At 63.0% G+C, this 17,192-nt stretch carries 12 protein-coding genes; 1 reads left to right on the forward strand and 11 read right to left on the reverse strand.

Features of this window, described 5'->3' with window-relative positions; all coding sequences use genetic code 11:
* Window positions 1-37: 37 nt before the first annotated feature.
* The 6 genes from KW841_RS24970 to KW841_RS24995 all read right to left on the reverse strand — a co-directional run bounded on the left by KW841_RS24970 (window position 38) and on the right by KW841_RS24995 (window position 9,860).
* Complete coding sequence (locus KW841_RS24970) at window positions 38-1,411, reverse strand: DUF1329 domain-containing protein (protein WP_218480168.1); 1,374 nt, start codon at window positions 1,409-1,411, stop codon at window positions 38-40.
* A 132-nt stretch (window positions 1,412-1,543) separates the two neighbouring features.
* On the reverse strand, window positions 1,544-3,499 hold the full coding sequence (locus KW841_RS24975) for a DUF1302 domain-containing protein (protein ID WP_178082420.1): 1,956 nt from the start codon (window positions 3,497-3,499) through the stop codon (window positions 1,544-1,546).
* A 41-nt stretch (window positions 3,500-3,540) separates the two neighbouring features.
* Complete coding sequence (locus KW841_RS24980; protein ID WP_218480169.1) at window positions 3,541-4,842, reverse strand: phospholipase; 1,302 nt, start codon at window positions 4,840-4,842, stop codon at window positions 3,541-3,543.
* 238 nt (window positions 4,843-5,080) lie between these two features.
* The gene (locus tag KW841_RS24985; RefSeq protein ID WP_218480170.1) at window positions 5,081-6,649 is read right to left on the reverse strand and encodes an FGGY-family carbohydrate kinase; all 1,569 of its coding nucleotides are present in this window, start codon (window positions 6,647-6,649) and stop codon (window positions 5,081-5,083) included.
* A 20-nt stretch (window positions 6,650-6,669) separates the two neighbouring features.
* Window positions 6,670-8,259, reverse strand: coding sequence for a glycerol-3-phosphate dehydrogenase/oxidase (locus KW841_RS24990; RefSeq protein ID WP_218480171.1), 1,590 nt, complete (start codon window positions 8,257-8,259; stop codon window positions 6,670-6,672).
* 5 nt (window positions 8,260-8,264) lie between these two features.
* A complete protein-coding gene (locus KW841_RS24995; protein ID WP_218480172.1) occupies window positions 8,265-9,860 on the reverse strand; it encodes an FAD-binding oxidoreductase in 1,596 nt (531 codons plus the stop codon).
* 210 nt (window positions 9,861-10,070) lie between these two features.
* On the opposite strand from KW841_RS24995, the gene KW841_RS25000 reads away from it, so the two are divergent.
* Window positions 10,071-11,099 (forward strand): AraC family transcriptional regulator, encoded by a 1,029-nt coding sequence (locus KW841_RS25000; RefSeq protein WP_218480173.1) that lies wholly within the window; start codon window positions 10,071-10,073, stop codon window positions 11,097-11,099.
* A gap of 19 nt (window positions 11,100-11,118) precedes the next feature.
* Here the strand turns inward: KW841_RS25000 and KW841_RS25005 are convergent, their stop codons facing one another.
* From KW841_RS25005 to KW841_RS25025, 5 genes are all read right to left on the reverse strand, one after another.
* Window positions 11,119-11,487 (reverse strand): glyoxalase superfamily protein, encoded by a 369-nt coding sequence (locus tag KW841_RS25005; RefSeq protein WP_104450850.1) that lies wholly within the window; start codon window positions 11,485-11,487, stop codon window positions 11,119-11,121.
* Between the two features lie 199 nt (window positions 11,488-11,686).
* Window positions 11,687-13,180: an amidohydrolase family protein gene (locus KW841_RS25010; protein ID WP_218480174.1), complete on the reverse strand. Its 1,494-nt coding sequence runs from the start codon at window positions 13,178-13,180 to the stop codon at window positions 11,687-11,689.
* Between the two features lies 1 nt (window position 13,181).
* A complete protein-coding gene (locus KW841_RS25015) occupies window positions 13,182-14,042 on the reverse strand; it encodes a MurR/RpiR family transcriptional regulator (protein ID WP_007973204.1) in 861 nt (286 codons plus the stop codon).
* Window positions 14,043-14,056: 14 nt separating this feature from the next.
* Complete coding sequence (locus KW841_RS25020) at window positions 14,057-15,406, reverse strand: gluconate:H+ symporter (protein WP_218480175.1); 1,350 nt, start codon at window positions 15,404-15,406, stop codon at window positions 14,057-14,059.
* 220 nt (window positions 15,407-15,626) lie between these two features.
* Window positions 15,627-17,072, reverse strand: a complete 1,446-nt coding sequence (locus KW841_RS25025) for a SulP family inorganic anion transporter (RefSeq protein ID WP_095965975.1) — start codon at window positions 17,070-17,072, stop codon at window positions 15,627-15,629.
* Between the last annotated feature and the right edge of the window lie 120 nt (window positions 17,073-17,192).

Raw genomic sequence — 17,192 nt, forward strand, 5'->3', positions numbered from 1 at the left:
GCAAACCAAAACCCGGCAATCTTCCGAATGGCCAATATCACCGCGTCCCGCGCTGGCGCAATGCCGACGGCATGAAGTACGCGTCTTCCGGCACCGGTTGGGTGAAGTCCACAGTGCCCTGCTCTTCGTTATCCAGGTTCTGCACGTAGTAACGACGCGCCTGCAGGTCATGGAATACGTCCAGCGCGCTCCAGGTGGTGGGCAGGTCGTAGAAGTTTTTCAGGTAGGCCATCGACACCCGCCACAACTCCCCTCGCCCGTCATACTGATCGACCAATGCGGCACCCCAACTGTCCTCGTCCAGAAACAGTACGCGCTTGGAATAGATATGCCGCGCGCCCGGCTTGAGCGTGCCTTCGACCACCCAGACCCGATGCAGCTCATAACGGGTGTATTGCGGGTTGAGGTGACCCGGTGTGAGCAACTGCGCGTACTTCACCTCAGGGCTGCCGACTTTGTAGTTGTTATAGGGAATGTAGACCTCTTGCTTGCCCTTGAGCTTCCAGTCGTAGCGGTCCGGCGAGCCGTTGAACAGGTCGGTATCGTCCGCCGTGCGCAGGCCGTCGGATGAGGCGATCGGGGTGTCATACGCGAGGTTCGGTGCCCGGCGCACACGGCGTTGGCCCGCATCGTAGACCCACGCCTGACGCGGGTCCTTCAGCTGGTCCAGGGTCTCGTGAACCAAGGCCGCACCACCCGCCAGGCGGGCCGGGCTCTTCACGAACGCCAGGTAGTAAAACAGGATGTTTTTCAGGTCGGCGAATTGCCCGCCCGGGCGGTAATAGTTGAAGAGCCCCTCCTGCTGCGAGGTCACAAGTGCGAAGCTGCCGTTGCGTTGCACCGGCGCTTCGGAGGCGCGACGGACCACATAGATGCCGCGATAGCGGGTGATGTGGTTCCACAGCACCTCGACCCCGTCCTTGGGCAGCGGGAACGGCACACCGCCATAGGCATCGGCAAAACCGGTGCCGCCGTCGAGCAGCTTGGTCGCGGTCGCATTCTTCAAGGTGTTGTCATACAGCCACTGCGGCGCCGAGCCAGAGCGGCGAGAGGGATAGATCGGCATCTGGAAGGTGTCGGGGTAGCTGTTGAACAGGGCGATCTGACCCGGGCTGAGGTGGGCCTTGTACTGTTCAAGGTTGGCCTTGGTGATGGTGAATAGCGGCTTGTCCGCCGCATACGGGTCCGGGTGATGCTGGCCAGGCTTGTAGCCCGCCGGCGCCTGGGTGATGCCGCCGGTCCAGGCCGGAATTGTCCCGGCGGCGTTGCCGGCACGCTCGGCGCCCATTGGGGTCAGGGTGGTTTTCAGTTGCTCAGCCAGTTGGGGCGTGACCGCGGCCAGCGCGCTGCCGGCGGCCAGGCTCAGGAACAGCGCCAGCGTGGTCTTGGTCAGTCGTGAAGTGTGAAACATGATCGTTCTCCGAATACAAAAACCTGTGGGAGCTGGCTTGCCAGCGATAGCGGTGGGTCAGCCAACATTGATGTCGAATGTGCTGCCGTCATCGCGGGCAAGCCCGCTCCCACAGGGGGATGAGATGAGCTTTCACAAGAAATACTTGAGGTTGAAGCCGATGTTGTCGCGGTCACGCAGGCCGTTGTCCTGCCCGCCGCCATAGAACTCGGTGTATTGCAGCTCGGCCTCCAGCCTGTTCTGGTAGTTGGCCTTGATCCCCAGGGTGTAGGCCTTGCGGCCCTCGATGACGTTGCCCGCCTGATAGCTGTTGCCCTCGAAGTCATCCTTGTAGACGACATAAGGCGAGACGTTGACCCCGGCATACACGTCGTTCCAGGTGCCGTTGAGCATCGCGGTGTAGCTGTAGGAGTTGCGGTTGACCTGGTCGTCGCGCTCGCCGCCGGACACATAGGAAAAGTTGCCGGTGCCCGCGTAGTAACGGTTGCTGCCGTCATAAGCGGTGTATTGCAGGCTGCTGCCGCGCAGGTGCTCGGACGCCAGCTCGAATACGCCGAACATCGAGTCGAATGACAGGCTCGGACCAAAGTTGTATATGGTGCCCAGGGACGTGTTGAACGCTTCCACGCGTTCGGCGTTATTGATCTGGCTGTCGAGCGTGACCTGCTGCCCGCCGATGTTGATGGTCTGGCCGCCGGCCGCTGCGGCGGCACCGTTGGCCAGGTCGCCGATCAGGTCGTTGGTGGCGGCGACCCCGATGGGCAGGTTCGGCCGATACGCCACTTCACCGAACACCGACGCCTGGCCCAGGGTGGTGTTGAAACTGAAGCCGTACATGCGGATGTCTTCGGCGTAGCGCCGGTGCGCCTGAATATTGCCCAGCACATCCACGGTCGCCAGGCCGTTGGCCAACTGCCCCGCCTGGCTGCCGGCAACACCGGTCAACAGGTTGGTCAGGGCATTCATGTCGATGCCCTGATACCCGCCCAGATCGGCGGAAATGGTCGGTTCCTTGGCGTGGTAGTTGACCATGTACAACCCGAACTCGGTGCTGTTGAGCGCTTCTGCGATGTAGCGAAAAGCGAAACCGAACTGGCCGTCGTTGCGCGCGTTGAAATCCTTGCCGATCGTGGCCACCTTGACGGTGTTGCCAAAGGTCGGGGTGACCCCGTTGGCGTACAGGCCGGTGGTGCTCAGGGCCTGGTTGAGCAGCGGGTTGTTGCCCAGTGCGCTGTACAGATCGATCACGTTGCCGAAGCCTGGCACCGGAGTGTCCAGCGCGGTACCGCTGAAGTTGTTGTAGGCGGTGTTGCCGCCGTCGGCGAACAGGTCCGTCTGCGAGTAGAACGTGCCGACCGGGTCGATGCGGGTTTCCTTCCAGTTGGTCTGGTAAAAGCTTTCCATGGTCAGGCTGTCGGTCAGGCCGATGTTGAAGCTGAGCGCCTCCACCGGGACCAGCACTTCCTTGACTTCGGCCCCGGGCAAACGGTACTTGGCCGCATCCACCGGGTTGGTGGTGTTGATCCCGCCACGGTAGAAAATCCCCTCGCCCCAGTTGAACACCTGGCGCCCGATACGTGCGGTGACTGGCATCTGCGCGACGTCCCAATTGCCATAGAGGTAGGCGTCGAGCAACTCCACCCGGCTGCCGGCGATATCGCGGGTCTGGCTGGTGAAATGGTCGTCCTGTGGGTAACTCTGACTGGGTTGCGACGGGTTGTTGTTGTCATAGTAATCGTTGCGCTTGTCCATCAGTTGGGTGTCGTAGAACGCGGTACCGCGCACGAACATCCCGTAGTTCTGATAGTTGGCTTCGAGCTCCGAGGTGATCTTGTACACCTCGGAAACCAGCCCGGTGTCGAAGTTGCGATTGCCGTCGTTGGTGTTGACGTCGTCGTTGTTCTTGTCCCGGCCCTGGACCCGCCACAAGCGGCCATAGGACAAGGTACTGTCGAATGAACCGGTGACCTGGTTGTCCAGCACGCTGAACTCCTCGGCCTGCACGCCGTCGACCGCGCACAGTTGCAGCAGCCCTGCCAGGCCCACGCCGGGAAGCGCCGCGCCAGACAGGCGAAATCGAGTGCTCATGATCTTTTCCTCTTTCCCTGGATTTATTGTTGTTGTGTGCGTTACTGCGAGGCTTGGGGCGCCAATCCCGCACCGGCATAAATCCGGCTGTGCGCGCCGAAATGTCCCAGCAGTTTGAACAGCTGTCGGTTAAGTGCCGGATGGTCGAAATCTTCGCGCTGCAGCTGATTACCGCGGCTGAAATCGCCGGTGCTCGGTGCTGTGTCCAGCCATTGGCCGATGGCTTCATCGAACGCTGCGGACGCGTCGACGGACTCGGCGCTCACCACTTCGCGCAGGTAGTCCACCGAGTACGGCGGGTAACGGGCGTCCTGGGCAGAATCGGCATAGGCGTCGAGCATCGGATGGGGCTGGCCCGTGCGCAGCAAACGACGCAACCAGCTCGACTGATACTTCTCCACTTCCATGTGCCGGGTCGCAACGCGTTCGATGGACGCCTGCTTGTCGGCCGCGAAACCGGCCAGTGCCTTGCCTTCCAGCAGAAGAAGGCTGGCGAGGTCGACACCGGGCAATGGCTTGGCGTGATAAGGCTGGGTCAGGTCCTGAATGTGGTGCAGGCCCCAACCGAGAAAGCGATAACCCCAATATGGATGGCCGGTGGCAAAGGCCAGTCGCGCCAATCCCATGTATTGATAGGCGCGCCAGTCGGGCCAACTGCGTTCGAGAAATCCGGCAGCGGCGTACACCACCGGGCTTTCATGGAAGAACCCCATGTGGAACGGTGCCTGGGAGCTGTACTGAAACCGCGCATCACCGAACGGCTGCGGGCCGAAGCCGTACAGCGCGCCGACGTCGCCGGGGTTATCGCTGAACAGGTTGATGTCGTGGCCGTAGTCAGGCTCATCGGCGGCGCTGGCCAATACGGCCAGGGGCGCGACTTGTTCGTGGTCAGCTACGACGATGAAGCGCTGGCGATTCCACGGTGACAGGGTCTGCTCGACCATGACCTGCTCGGCCTTGAGGTGTTCACGCTCGGGTTGATCCTTGCCCGGCATCGGCTGGATGACCATCGCCAGATGAATCCCGGGATTGATGCGCAGTGCGGTGAGGAAGTCGTGGCGCAGATTGTCCCCAGGCACGGCTGGCAATCGCAGGTTGTCGGGGCGCGGCGGGTACTGGGCGAAGTGCCCGCGGGCGAAGCGCTCCTGCTCGTCGAGCAACGCGCTCACGGCCTCGTATTGTTGCGAGAGAAACTGTTCCAGCGGCTCGACCTCGACCTGCGGTGCGTCGCGCAAGGCCGGCAGGTCCTGCAACGCCAGGTAGCTGCCCACCGTATGGTTGGACCAGCCCCACGCCGTCGGCGCCGTTCCACAAAGCAGCAACAGGAGGAATGTCAGCTTCATTGCCTGGTTCTTATTGGATGTGCAGTGAGGGTTGAGCCTAACAACCGACCCTGCCCCTGACACTGTCCAATCTCACCAGAAAAGTTCTCCGATAGCGCCACATGCACGACGCAAAAAACACCACGGACAATGTGGGAGCGAGCTTGCTCGCGATGGCGGTGGGTCAGTCACCATTGATATCGAATGTACTGCCGTCATCGCGAGCAAGCTCGCTCCCACAGGGTTCCCGGGTGTTTTCCTAAGCGGGGTAACCGGTGATTTTGCGGATGCTCTGGTACAACGGCTTGAGCTGTCGATACATGCGCAGGTAGACCTCTTTGTACAGTCGCTCATAGACCTGCTGCGCCTCGGGTTGCGGCAGGAAGACCGCTCCGACCCGCGTCATGGCGGCCATCGCCGTGGGGAAATCCGCGTGCAGTCCCAGCCCCACCGCGCAGCAAATGGCCGCGCCCAGGCCGGACGCCTCGTAGACATGCGGACGCTCGGCCGGCAGGCCGAAAATGTTCGCCGTGAGTTGCATCGCGGCATCACTCTGGGAGCCTCCACCGGCGACGCGCAAGCGCGTGACGGAGACCCTCGAACGCTTCTCGATCTTCTCCATGCCCTGGCGCAAGGCATATGCCAGGCCTTCGAGGATCGCCCGGTAAATGTGCGCGCGGGTATGCACGTCGCCAAAGCCGATCATCGCGCCCTTGGCTTCCACACCCGGCTCGCGGATGCCGGGCGACCAGTAGGGTTGCAGCATCAACCCCATGGAGCCCGGCGGCACGGCCTCGACCAGCGCATCGAAGAGTTGCTCGGGCTCCACGCCCTGGGCTTTGGCCTGCTGCATTTCCCGCAGGCCGAACTCATTCTTGAACCAGCTGACCATCCAGTAGCCGCGATAGATCATCACCTCGCAGTTGAACTGATCCGGCACCGCCGAGGGGTAAGGCGGAATCAACGGGACGATTTCCAGGTAGCGCGAGCGGGTGCTGGTGATCGTCGCCGTGGTGCCGTAGGACAGGCACACGGTGCCGGCGTCGACGACGCCGGAACCCACGACTTCGCAGGCCTTGTCGGCACCTGCCGCAATCAGCGGCAGCCCCTCGGGAATGCCGGTGTGGCGGCTGGCCTCGGCGCTGATGTAGCCGAGGGTTTCACCGGGCTTGTGCAGGCTCGGCAGTTGCTCGGGACGCACCGCCAGCGCCTGCCATTTCCAGTCGGTGGGTGCGGCCCATTTCAGGCGTTTGAAGTCGAAGGGCAAGTAACCGACGCAACAGCCCACGGAATCGACAAAGCGTCCACAAAGACGATGGGTGAGAAACCCCGAGAGCAGCAGGAACTTGTCCGTCGCTGCCCACACCTCAGGCTGGTGGCGGGCGATCCAGTTGGCCTCGGCCTGGGCGCGGAAGTAGTCCACCGTGGCTTGCGCGCCGACCAGTTTGAACAACCAGCCCCACGGTCCCTTGATACCGCCTTCGACTTCGCTCTGACGCTGATCGAGCCACAGAATGGCCGGGCGCAAAGGCCTGCCCTGGGCATCGACGTTGATCACCGTGCCGCGTTGGGTGGTCAGGGACACACCGGCAATCTGCGAGCGATCGATCCCGGTTTGCTGCCACACCTGCTGGCAGGCTTCACCCAGTTTTTCCCAGTAATACTCCGGGTCTTGCTCGGCCCACCCCGGTTGCGTCGAGTAATAGGCCTGCAACTCGACCTTGCCTTTGCCCAGCAGATTGCCCTGCAGGTCGAAGAGCAGTGCGCGCACGCTCTGGGTGCCATTGTCGATGGCCAACAGGTAACGCTTGTTCGGGTGGTTATCCATGGAGCTCTCTTCAATGGGCATCAATGCGTGGCATCCGGCAATCCGTGATGGCGTTGCCACAACGCCCGATAACGCTGTATCTCCTGCTGCCAACGCTCATCGTCCCAGCCCAGTCGTGGCTGGCAGAGTGGGCGAATGGCCGCGAAACAATCCTCGCCGCCACGCGGCAGCAGCAGGCCCAGGCGGGTGCGGCGCAGCAGCAGGTCATCGAGATGCAGAACCATTTCCGCCTCGCAGGCAACGGCCAGTTCCGCCCACAAGGTGTCCGTGCCGCCTACCGTTTCATGGCCCAATCGGGCGATCAGTTGCGCCAGCCTCGGCAGGTCACGACCATGGCGCCCGGCCAGGCGCCGCCACTGGCTGGCGCTGAGCCCCGGTATCGCCAGCGGCGGCACGACGGCGAACACCGGCGCGGCGTCATCATTGAAGGGCCGCTCGAGCATGCTCGCGCAGGCCCTGAGCACTTCGATCGCTTGCGGGCGAAAGGTGGTCAGCTTGCCGCCGGCCAGGGTCACGCAACCCGGCTCCTGCCACAGCACATGCTCACGGGTTTCATTCGACGGCTTGAGTTCACCTGCCACGCTGCCCACCACCGGGCGCACGCCCGACCAGGTCGACAGCACATCGGCTGCGTCCACTTCAGCGCCGGGAAATTGTTGAGTGCAAGCTGCCAGCAGATAGTCGAGTTCCTCAGCGCTGATACTCGCGCTTTGATCCAGATCCTCGCGATGATCGAGGTCCGTGGTGCCGACCACCGTGGCACCCTCCCAAGGGAAAACGAACACCGGTCGACGGTCACGCTCATGCAGGAAGGTGAAGGCTTGCGCCACGGGCAGGCGCCAGCCCGGCAACAACAGATGACTGCCACGCAACGGGCGCAACTGACGAGGCGCATCGGGCAGGCGCAAACGCTCGGCCCACGCGCCGGTGGCCACAGCCAACACCCCACAACGTACTGTCAGTGATCCGCCCCCCTCGCAGTCTTCGACCTGAACCCCGCAAACGCGCCCCTCCTCACGCAGCAATTGCTGCACGCGCACGCCGTTGAGCACCACGGCGCCGTCGGCCCGGGCCTCGCCCAAGACGCGCATCACCAGGCGGGCATCATCGGTCAGCGCATCGACAAAACAGGTGCCGCCCAGCAGGTCACCTTCCTTCACCCCGGGGGCCAGATAACGCAGTTGTTGCGCGTCATGAAAGCGATGGCTGCGCCTCCCGGCCAACGCGTCATAGATGGACAGCAATCCACCCAACACCCGCGGTCCGGGAAAACCGCCACGGTAATGCGGCATCATGAAACTCATCGGTTCGACCAGCCCCGGCGCTTCGTCGAGCAGGCGCTGGCGTTCGCGCACCGAATCGCGGGTCAGGCGCCACTGGCCCTTGGCGATGTAACGCAAGCCGCCATGGACCATTTTCGAAGAGCGGCTGGAGGTGCCCCAGGCGAAATCGCGCTGCTCCAGCAGCAGGCAACGCCACCCTCGGCGCGCGGCTTCGCGCAGGATGCCGGCGCCGCTGATGCCGCCGCCGATGACGATCAGGTCCCAGGTTTCAGCCGCCAGCGTCGGCAGCACCTGCTGACGCCACGCCGCGTTCCAGTCCAGGCTCATGGCCGTCACTCCTGCAACAGCGTGCCAGGGTTCAGTCGCCCGGCCGGATCGAAGTGCCGACTCAGTGCCTGCAGGGTGTCCATCGCCAGCGCGCCCTTCTCACGCAGCAGGTACGGCGCATGGTCCTTGCCCACGCCATGCTGGTGACTGATGGTGCCATGGTTGTCGACGATGGTCTGGCTGGCCGCCTGCTTGAGTGCCTGCCAGCGCGCCAGGGTGGCAGGGTAATCCGCCGCCGGGCGAAACACGTAGGTGGTGTAGATGCTCGACCCTTCGCCGTAGACGTGGGACAGGTGGGTGAACACGTGGACCCGTTCGCCTTCCGCCGCCAAGGCGTCACGCAGGCTGCTTTCGATCAGCGTGAGCAGGTTATCGACGTTGCTCCAGTCGGTGGCCGTTTCCAGGGTGTCGACCACGTAACCGGCGTTCCACAGGTTCTCGCGCAGGTAGGGAAAGCGGAAGCGGTTCTGCGCCCACTTCTTGCCGAGCAAGGTGCCGGTAAACACCCCGCCGAACGCCTTGAGGTGCTGCCGGGCCTGACGCAGGGACAGCGCATTTTGCCGACGGTTGCCGGTCACGCCGAACGTCAGCAGGCATTTGCCCTCACCGGCGCCGCGCAGGGCCAGGTACTTTTCCAGCCAGGCGATCTGCTGCGGGTGACCGGCCAGCGCCAGCTGGGTTTCGGTTTCCACCGCGTTGGACAGGCGCAGCATCGACAGCGGCACGCGCGCCTGGGCCAGCTGGCGGATGGCTTGCAGCGCTTTGGGCCAATCGGGCAGGAACACACCGTAGAAACGTTCATCGGCGGGCAGTGCGCTGACCCGTACCTTGACCTCGGAAATGATCCCGAAACGGCCCTCACAGCCCAACACCACTTCGCGCAGATCGGGGCCGGCCGCCGACGCCGGAAAGGAGGGTATTTCCAAAGGTCCGGCAAAGGTTTCCAGGGTTCCGCCGGCGAACAGTTGCTCGATCCGCCCATAACGCAATGACTGCTGGCCACTGGAGCGGCTGGCGACCCAACCGCCCAGGGTCGACAGCTCCCACGACTGAGGGAAGTGCCCCAGGGTGTAACCACGGGCGCGCAACTGACTTTCCACCTGCGGTCCACTGGTGCCGGGGCCGAAGGTGGCCAGCAGGCTCTGTTCGTCGAGGTCCAGCAGGCGACTCATGCGGGCCAGGGAAACCGTCACCACCGGCCGCACGGAACTCGGCGGGTTGATGTGACCGGCCACCGAGGTGCCGCCGCCATAGGGAATCAGGCACAGGTCCTGTTCATGGGCGAGCAGCAGTAAACGGCGAATCTGTTCAGCGCTCGTGGGATAGGCCACGGCGTCGGGATAATTGCCCAGCTCGCCCTCACGCAACGCCAGCCAGTCCGGCAGGCTCTGGCCGCGAGCATGCAGCAAACGATCATGGGCATCCACGCTGTACAGGAAGTGCTGCTGCAACCGCGACGGGGGCACGCGGGCCAATGCCGTCTCAAGCGTCGCGTCGGGCAGCGCTCGACCGTCACCTACCCGCCGGGCGAGAAAGCTCGCGCCCTGGGCCGGCAGTTCGACCACCGTGGTTGCATCTCCCCAGCCGTTCCAGCGTCGCATGCGTGTGTCCTTTTGCGGTTCTTATCAGTGATATTTCAGGCCCCCATACTAGTCAGCCGCCGAAAAGTGTCACGGTCGCATCGGGCCAGTTCGAGTAGCCAATTGAGTCAAACGTCGCGCAGGCGTCAGCCATTTACTTTAGCCGTGGTTTCAAATTACCTTTCAGGGCATTCATCCGCGCACGCGGGCCTTGATCAAAGGAATACGATCATGCAATCCCTGGGCTTCACCTCCGTTCCGCCGCTGCTCAAGTACCTGCGTCATGCCGAACAACTGGGCATGGCCATCGAGCCTGCGTTGGCGGCTGCCGGGTTGCAGGCACAGCAGTTGAGCGACAACAGCCTGCGGTTGCCCGGTGAAGCCCATGAACGGCTGCTCGATTATTTCTGCGAACATTCGGGCGATCCGTTGTTCGGTCTCAACGCCGCGCGTTTTGTGTTGCCCAACTCCTGGAGCGTGCTGGGTTACATCACCATGAACTGCGCGACACTGGGCGATGCGATGAGCCGCATCATGCCGTTCGAGAAACTGGTGGGAGACATGGGCGTCAGCCGCGCCGAGGTGCAAGGCAGCGACGTGCACCTGATCTGGACCTGCCGCCATCAACGCCCGCGAATTCGCCGGCACCTGGTGGAAAACGTGCTCGGCTCCTGGCTGCAATACGCGCGCTGGATCGCCGACACGCAAATGTCGCCGGCCGCCGTCTGGCTGGAACATGCCTGCCCGGCCGACACGACGCTGGCAGAGTACGAGCAGTTCTTCGACTGTCCGGTACTGTTCGACCAGCCTTATTCGGCGCTGATTGTGCCGTTGCCATATTTGCAGTTGCCCTTGCGCCAGGCCGATGCGCAATTGCTGCGCACGCTGGAGGAACATGCCCAAGGGTTGATGGCCACACTGGAGGACGCCTCGCTGGAACAGCGGGTCAAAAGCATCCTGCGCCAGCTGCTCAAGGAGGGCCTGCCACGCAAGGAGCAGGTGGCCGAGCATCTCGCCGTGTCCGTGCGCACGCTGCAACGCCAGCTGCATCAGGCCGGTACGTCGTACCAGCAGATCCTCGATGACCTGCGCCAGGAACTGGCCGAGCATTACCTGCTCAACAGCACCCTGCCGATTCAGGACATCGCCCAGTACCTGGGCTTCACCGAACCCCGCTCGTTTCACCGCACCTTCAAAAGCCGGCGCGGGATGCCGCCCGGCGAGTTCCGCCAAACCCACCGGGTGCCGAACGAAGGCTGAAGGCTCAGGGGTTGTAGGCTCAGAGACTGATCGCGTTGGTGAACACCAGCCGATTGCCGAACGGGTCGGCGATGGTCATGTCCTGGCTGCCCCAGGGCATGGCCTGAATCTGTGGATGGGAAAACCTGTATTCCCTGGCCAACAGTTGCTGTTGAAACTGCTCCAGCTCATCCGTCTCGATCCGCAGCGCAGAACCCGGCGTGCTGTCGCCATGGTGTTCGGACAAATGCAGCACACAATCGCCACGGGAGATTTGCAGGTACAGCGGGAAATCCGCTTCAAGTCGATGTTGCCAGTCGATCTTGAAACCGAGGAAGTCGACGTAGAACTCCACTGCCTTGGCTTCGTCGAAAATACGCAGGACCGGAGTGGTTTTGCCGAAGCTCATCGGATTGCTCCCAGACAATGAAAGACCTGTAGGAGCGAGCTTGCTCGCGATGGTCGTTAACGATGACGCGTCTCTACTGGATAAACGCGGCGCTCTTTTGTCCATCGCGAGCAAGCTCGCGCCTACACAGACGTACCGACCCGCAATGGTAGTCGGGTTTGATGTCAGTCCTTCGGCGCGGAAATGCCAATCTTTAATCTCAAAGTGCCATCATTGTGACGCAATCCGCGAAACTCACTGAAAACCCGTCACGCAAATCCCCTTGCCGCGCCAAAAACCGCCCTTCCCTGCGCCCGTTGGCCTGGCCATCGCGGTAACTCAACACGCCATTGACCCATACGCCCTCGATACCTTGTGCCGCCCGCTGCGGATCGTTGAAGTCGGCAACATCCCGGATGGTCGCCGGATCGAACAACACCAGGTCGGCCCAATGGCCTTCGCGGATTTCACCGCGTTCCTTCAAACCGAAACGCGCCGCCGACAGCCCGGTCATTTTGTGCACGGCGGTGTGCAGCGGGAACAGTCCTACGTCACGGCTGAAATGTCCGAGTACCCGAGGGAATGCGCCCCACAGGCGTGGGTGTGGGAACGGGTCTTCCGGCAAGCCGTCGGAGCCGACCATCGACAGCGGATGCGCGAGGATCCGGCGCACATCCGCCTCATCCATGCCGTAGTACACCGCACCGGCCGGTTGCAGTTGGCGGGCGGCATCGAGCAACGACAGGTTCCATTCGGCGGCGATGTCCATCAGGTCGCGGCCGCCCATCTCCGGGTGCGGCGTCGACCAGGTGATGGTGATGCGGTGGGCATCGGTCACCTGCTTGAGGTCCAGGGTCGATGAGCTCGCGGCATAGGGATAGCAATCGCAGCCCACGGGGTGCGATTTCGCTGCTTCTTCCAGGGACGCCAGCAACTGCGGACTGCGCCCCCAGTTACCGGCTCCGGCGCATTTGAGGTGGGAAATGATCACCGGGCTTTGCGCATGGCGACCGATCCGGAACGCCTCGTCCATGGCCTCCAGCACCGGCTCGAATTCACTGCGCAAATGGGTGGTGTAGACCGCGCCGAACGCGGTCAACTCTTCGGTCAGTTGCATCACTTCATCGGTCGATGCCGAGAAAGCGCTGGCATAGGCAAGGCCGGTGGACAGGCCCAAGGCGCCAGCCTCAAGGCTCTCGTGCAGCTGCTCACGCATCGCGGCGATTTCTTCGCTTGTGGCAGTGCGCAACAGATCGTCGAGGTGGTTGCTGCGCAACGCGGTATGACCCACCAAAGCGGCGACGTTCAGCGTGGTGTTCGCCGCTTCGACCGCCGCCCGATAGTCGCGGAAGGTCGGATAAACGAATGCAGCGGCCGTGCCGAGCAGGTTCATCGGATCCGGCGGATCACCGCGCAAACTCACCGGTGAAGCACTGATCCCGCAGTTGCCGACGATCACCGTGGTCACGCCCTGGCTGAGCTTGGGCAGCATCTGCGGTTGGCGAATGACCACAGTGTCGTCATGGGTGTGCACGTCGATGAAACCCGGCGCCAGTACATGGCCCTGTGCGTCGATTTCTTCGTTGGCACGGGCATCGCGCAAGTCGCCGATACGCTCGATGCGCCCGTTGAGAATGGCCACGTCGGCGGGGTAACCGGGGCTGTTGCTGCCGTCGATGATCAGGGCGTTGCGAATCAGCGTGTCGTACTGCATGTCAGTCTCCCAGCGGCAAGTGATCGTCGCCGCCGCGGTATTCGTCGAGGGCGAGTTTGATCCGCCGCAGACGTTCTTGATTGTCTTCAGGGTTGGCCAGGGCCAGCTCGGTGGCGAGCACATCGATGGCCAGCAGCATGCCGTAGCGCGCCGCCGTGGGTTTGTAGATGAACGAGGTTTCGGCGCTTTGCAGCGGCAGGACGATGTCGGCCAGTTGCGCCAGCGGCGAATCGCCGCGAGTGATGGCCAGGATGCGCGCGCCGTAGTTGCGCGCCAGCTCCACCGTTTCAATCAGTTCCGGGGTGATCCCGGTCAGCGAGCAGACAATCACCACCTGTTCGGCGCTGAGGCTGGCGGCGGTGACGCGCATCATCACCGCATCGTGGCACGCCGTGATCGGATAGCCCAGGCGCACCAGGCGCACTTGCAGTTCATCGCTGCACAGGGTCGAGCAGCCGCCCATGCCGAAGGCGTGGATCATCCGCGCCTTGCCCAGCAGTTTGACCGCATCGGCGAAACGCGACTCATCGAATGCCGCCAGGTGCTGGCGCAAGGTCGATTCGATGTCACCGACAATCTGCCCGTAGAACGCCGACTGCTCGGGGGTGCCCGCCGGGTCGAGAAACCGGCTGCCGACACCGCTGGCCTGGGCCAGTTGCAAGCGCAAATCACGCAGATCCTTGCAACCGACCGTACGGGCGAAACGCGACAGCGTGGCGCTGCTGACCTCTGCCCGCAGCGCCAGCTCATCGAGGCTGGCGGAGGCGGCGAAGCCTACGTCGTCGAGCATCAGGCGGGCGATGCGTCCTTCACCGGCGCTGAAGGAATCCTGGCGGGCGCGGATCTGGTAGAGGATGTCCATGCAAGTGGCTCCGGCTAAATCAGGTAGGAAAGGCCAACGGTCAGTCCGAAGGCAATGACCGAGATCAACGTCTCGAGCACGGTCCAGGTCTTGAAGGTTTGGGCAACGGTCATGTTGAAGTATTCCTTGATCAACCAGAAACCGCCGTCGTTAACGTGGGAAAAGATAACCGACCCGGCGCCCGTCGCCAGCACCAGCAGCTCCGGATGGGGATAACCCAGACCAATGGCCACCGGTGCGACCACGCCTGAAGCGGTGGTCATGGCCACAGTGGCAGAACCGGTGGCGATGCGCATCAGCGCAGCAAACAGCCAGCCCATCAACAGCGGCGACAGGTGAAACTCGTGGGCCAGGCCGACAATTTGATCGGTGACGCCGGCGTCCACCAGAATCCGGTTCAGGCCACCACCGGCGCCCACCAGCAGGGTGATGCTCGCGGTCGGCGCCAGGCATTCGTTGGTGAACTTGAGGATCGATTCGCGGTTGAAGCCCTGGGCCAGGCCGAGGGTCCAGAAGCTCAGCAAGGTGGCCAGCAACAACGCGATCACCGAGTTACCGATGAACAGCAGGAACTGGTTGAAACCACTACCCGGCGTGGAAATCAGATTGGCCCAGCCGCCGATCAGCATCAGCACCACCGGCAGCAGGATGGTCGCCATGGTGATGCCGAAGCCCGGCAGGCTGTCGCGCGGTTCACGCTCGAGGAACTGGCGCTCCAGCGGGTTTTCCGCCGGCAGCTGAATGCGCGGCACGATGAACCTGGCGTACAGGGGACCGGCAATGATCGCGGTCGGAATGCCGATCAGGATCGCGTACATCAACGTCTGCCCCACCGACGCCTGATACACCTGCACCGCCAGCATCGCCGCCGGGTGTGGCGGCACCAGCGCATGCACCACCGAGAGCCCGGCGACCATCGGCAAGCCGACCATCAGGATCGACACGCCCACGCGCCGCGCCACGGTAAAGGCAATCGGCACCAGCAAGACGAAACCGACTTCGAAGAACAGCGGCAGCCCGACCAGAAACGCGATGGTCACCATCGCCCAATGCGCGTTCTTCTCGCCAAAGCGGTCGATCAAGGTCCGCGCCACCTGCTCGGCGCCGCCGGACTCGGCCATCATCTTGCCGAGCATGGTCCCCAGCGCCACCACCAGTGCGATGTGCCCCAGGGTTTTGCCGACACCGGCCTCGTACGCCCCCACCACGCCGGACGGAGGCATCCCGGCGACCAGCGCCAGGCCAAGGGAAATCAGGGTGATGACAATGAACGGATTGAGCCGGTAACGGGCGATCAGAACGATCAGCGCGATGATGGCAACGGCGGCATACACCAGCAGCCAATAGCCGAAGGACAGGGTCATGCGGTACTCCTCGAGAGGGTCACGTCGAAATATTTGTGAAACTCTTAAAACATTTCGGCAGGTGATTTTCAAACGAGGTGAAAGTAATTTTCGTGCAGAGGTAAGGGGTGTCGCGCAAAGGCATGGCGTGTCGCGAATTATGAAAGTCGCCTGTACGAATTTTCATCGCCGACAGACCGATCTTTCCCCGCTCAGCGTGGGAAAGATCGCATGACTGACCTCAGTCGTGCTGCATCCGGGCACGCTTGAGCAATTTCTTGCAGCGTTCGGACAAGTGCAGCACTCGCAAGTGCTTGCCGGCCTTGGCGTAGCGCTCGCGCAAGGTGCCCAGCGCGGCGATGGCCGAGTAGTCGACGAAGCTCAGGTGCTGGCAATCCAGGGTCACTTGCGCCGGGTCGTTGGCCGGATCGAACTGATTGAGAAAGGGTGTGGTCGAGGCGAAGAACAGCGTGCCATGCACCCGGTACAGCTTGCTGCCGTCGTTCTCCAGATGACTGTCGGCATACAGCTGGCGGGCCTGTTGCCAGGCAAAGTTCAGCGCCGCGATGATGATGCCGCAGAGCACCGCGGTGGCCAGGTCGGTGAACACGGTAATCACTGTCACCGCGATGATTACCAGCACGTCGTTGAGCGGCACCTTGTTCAGCACCCGCAACGAGGCCCAGGCGAAGGTCTGTTGCGACACCACGAACATCACCCCGACCAGCGCGGCCAATGGAATGCGCTCGATCAGCGGCGACAGAAACAGGATGAACAGCAGGATCGACACCCCGGCCACCACCCCGGACAAGCGCCCGCGACCGCCGGAACTGAGGTTGATCACGGTCTGGCCGATCATGGCGCAACCGCCCATGCCGCCGAACGCACCGGACACCACATTCGCCGCCCCCAGCGCCACACACTCGCGGTCCGGATAGCCACGGCTCTCGGTGATTTCGTCGGTGAGGTTGAGGGTCAACAGGGTTTCCAGCAAACCGACCAGCGCCATCAGGATCGCGTAGGGCGCGATGATGCGCAGGGTGTCCAGGTTCCACGCAATGTCCGGCAGCGCCAGCGTCGGCAGGCCACCGGCAATGTGCGCCATGTCGCCCAGGGTGCGGGTTGGCAAGCCAAGCAGATACACCGCCAGGCCCACACCGAGAATCGCTACCAGCGCCGGCGGCACGGTGCGGGTCAGGCGCGGCAGCACGTAGACAACGGCCATGGTCACCGCGACCAGGCCGAGCATCATGTACAGCGGCGTGCCGCTGAGCCAGGCCTCACCGTCCTTGAAATGCTCCAGTTGCGCCAGGGCAATGATGATCGCCAGGCCGTTGACGAAGCCGAGCATCACCGGGTGCGGCACCATGCGCACCAGCTTGCCGAGCTTGAGCAGCCCGAACGCCATCATGATCAGCCCGCCCAGCAACACCGTGGCCAGCAAGTACTGCACACCGTGTTGTACCACCAGCGCGACGATCACCACGGCCATCGAGCCGGCCGCGCCGGACACCATGCCCGGTCGCCCGCCGAACAGCGCGGTCAGGGTGCAGATGATGAATGCGCCATAGAGGCCCATCAGCGGATTGAGGTGCGCCACCAGCGCGAAAGCGATGCACTCGGGCAACAGGGCGAAGGACGTGGTAAGCCCGGCCAGGACATCGGCGCGTAGACGTTTTGCTTTCATGGGGGGAGACCGCACACAGGGAGAGACGAAAAAGAGTGTGCGGATGTTACGGAATCGAGGACGGCCCGACCATCATCTGTGTCATCGAAAATGCCATCGCGGGCAAGCCCGCTCCCACAG

This window comes from Pseudomonas sp. PDM28, assembly GCF_019219115.1.
Taxonomy (GTDB): domain Bacteria; phylum Pseudomonadota; class Gammaproteobacteria; order Pseudomonadales; family Pseudomonadaceae; genus Aquipseudomonas; species Aquipseudomonas laurylsulfatiphila.

Coding starts and splice junctions, on each gene's coding strand:
- KW841_RS24995 (WP_218480172.1), bottom strand. CDS start 9,860: ATGCGACGCTGGAACGGCTGGGGAGATGCAACCACGGTGGTCGAACTG.
- KW841_RS25000 (WP_218480173.1), top strand. CDS start 10,071: ATGCAATCCCTGGGCTTCACCTCCGTTCCGCCGCTGCTCAAGTACCTG.
- KW841_RS24985 (WP_218480170.1), bottom strand. CDS start 6,649: ATGGATAACCACCCGAACAAGCGTTACCTGTTGGCCATCGACAATGGC.
- KW841_RS25015 (WP_007973204.1), bottom strand. CDS start 14,042: ATGGACATCCTCTACCAGATCCGCGCCCGCCAGGATTCCTTCAGCGCC.
- KW841_RS25025 (WP_095965975.1), bottom strand. CDS start 17,072: ATGAAAGCAAAACGTCTACGCGCCGATGTCCTGGCCGGGCTTACCACG.
- KW841_RS24990 (WP_218480171.1), bottom strand. CDS start 8,259: ATGAGCCTGGACTGGAACGCGGCGTGGCGTCAGCAGGTGCTGCCGACG.
- KW841_RS24970 (WP_218480168.1), bottom strand. CDS start 1,411: ATGTTTCACACTTCACGACTGACCAAGACCACGCTGGCGCTGTTCCTG.
- KW841_RS25020 (WP_218480175.1), bottom strand. CDS start 15,406: ATGACCCTGTCCTTCGGCTATTGGCTGCTGGTGTATGCCGCCGTTGCC.
- KW841_RS25010 (WP_218480174.1), bottom strand. CDS start 13,180: ATGCAGTACGACACGCTGATTCGCAACGCCCTGATCATCGACGGCAGC.
- KW841_RS24980 (WP_218480169.1), bottom strand. CDS start 4,842: ATGAAGCTGACATTCCTCCTGTTGCTGCTTTGTGGAACGGCGCCGACG.
- KW841_RS25005 (WP_104450850.1), bottom strand. CDS start 11,487: ATGAGCTTCGGCAAAACCACTCCGGTCCTGCGTATTTTCGACGAAGCC.
- KW841_RS24975 (WP_178082420.1), bottom strand. CDS start 3,499: ATGAGCACTCGATTTCGCCTGTCTGGCGCGGCGCTTCCCGGCGTGGGC.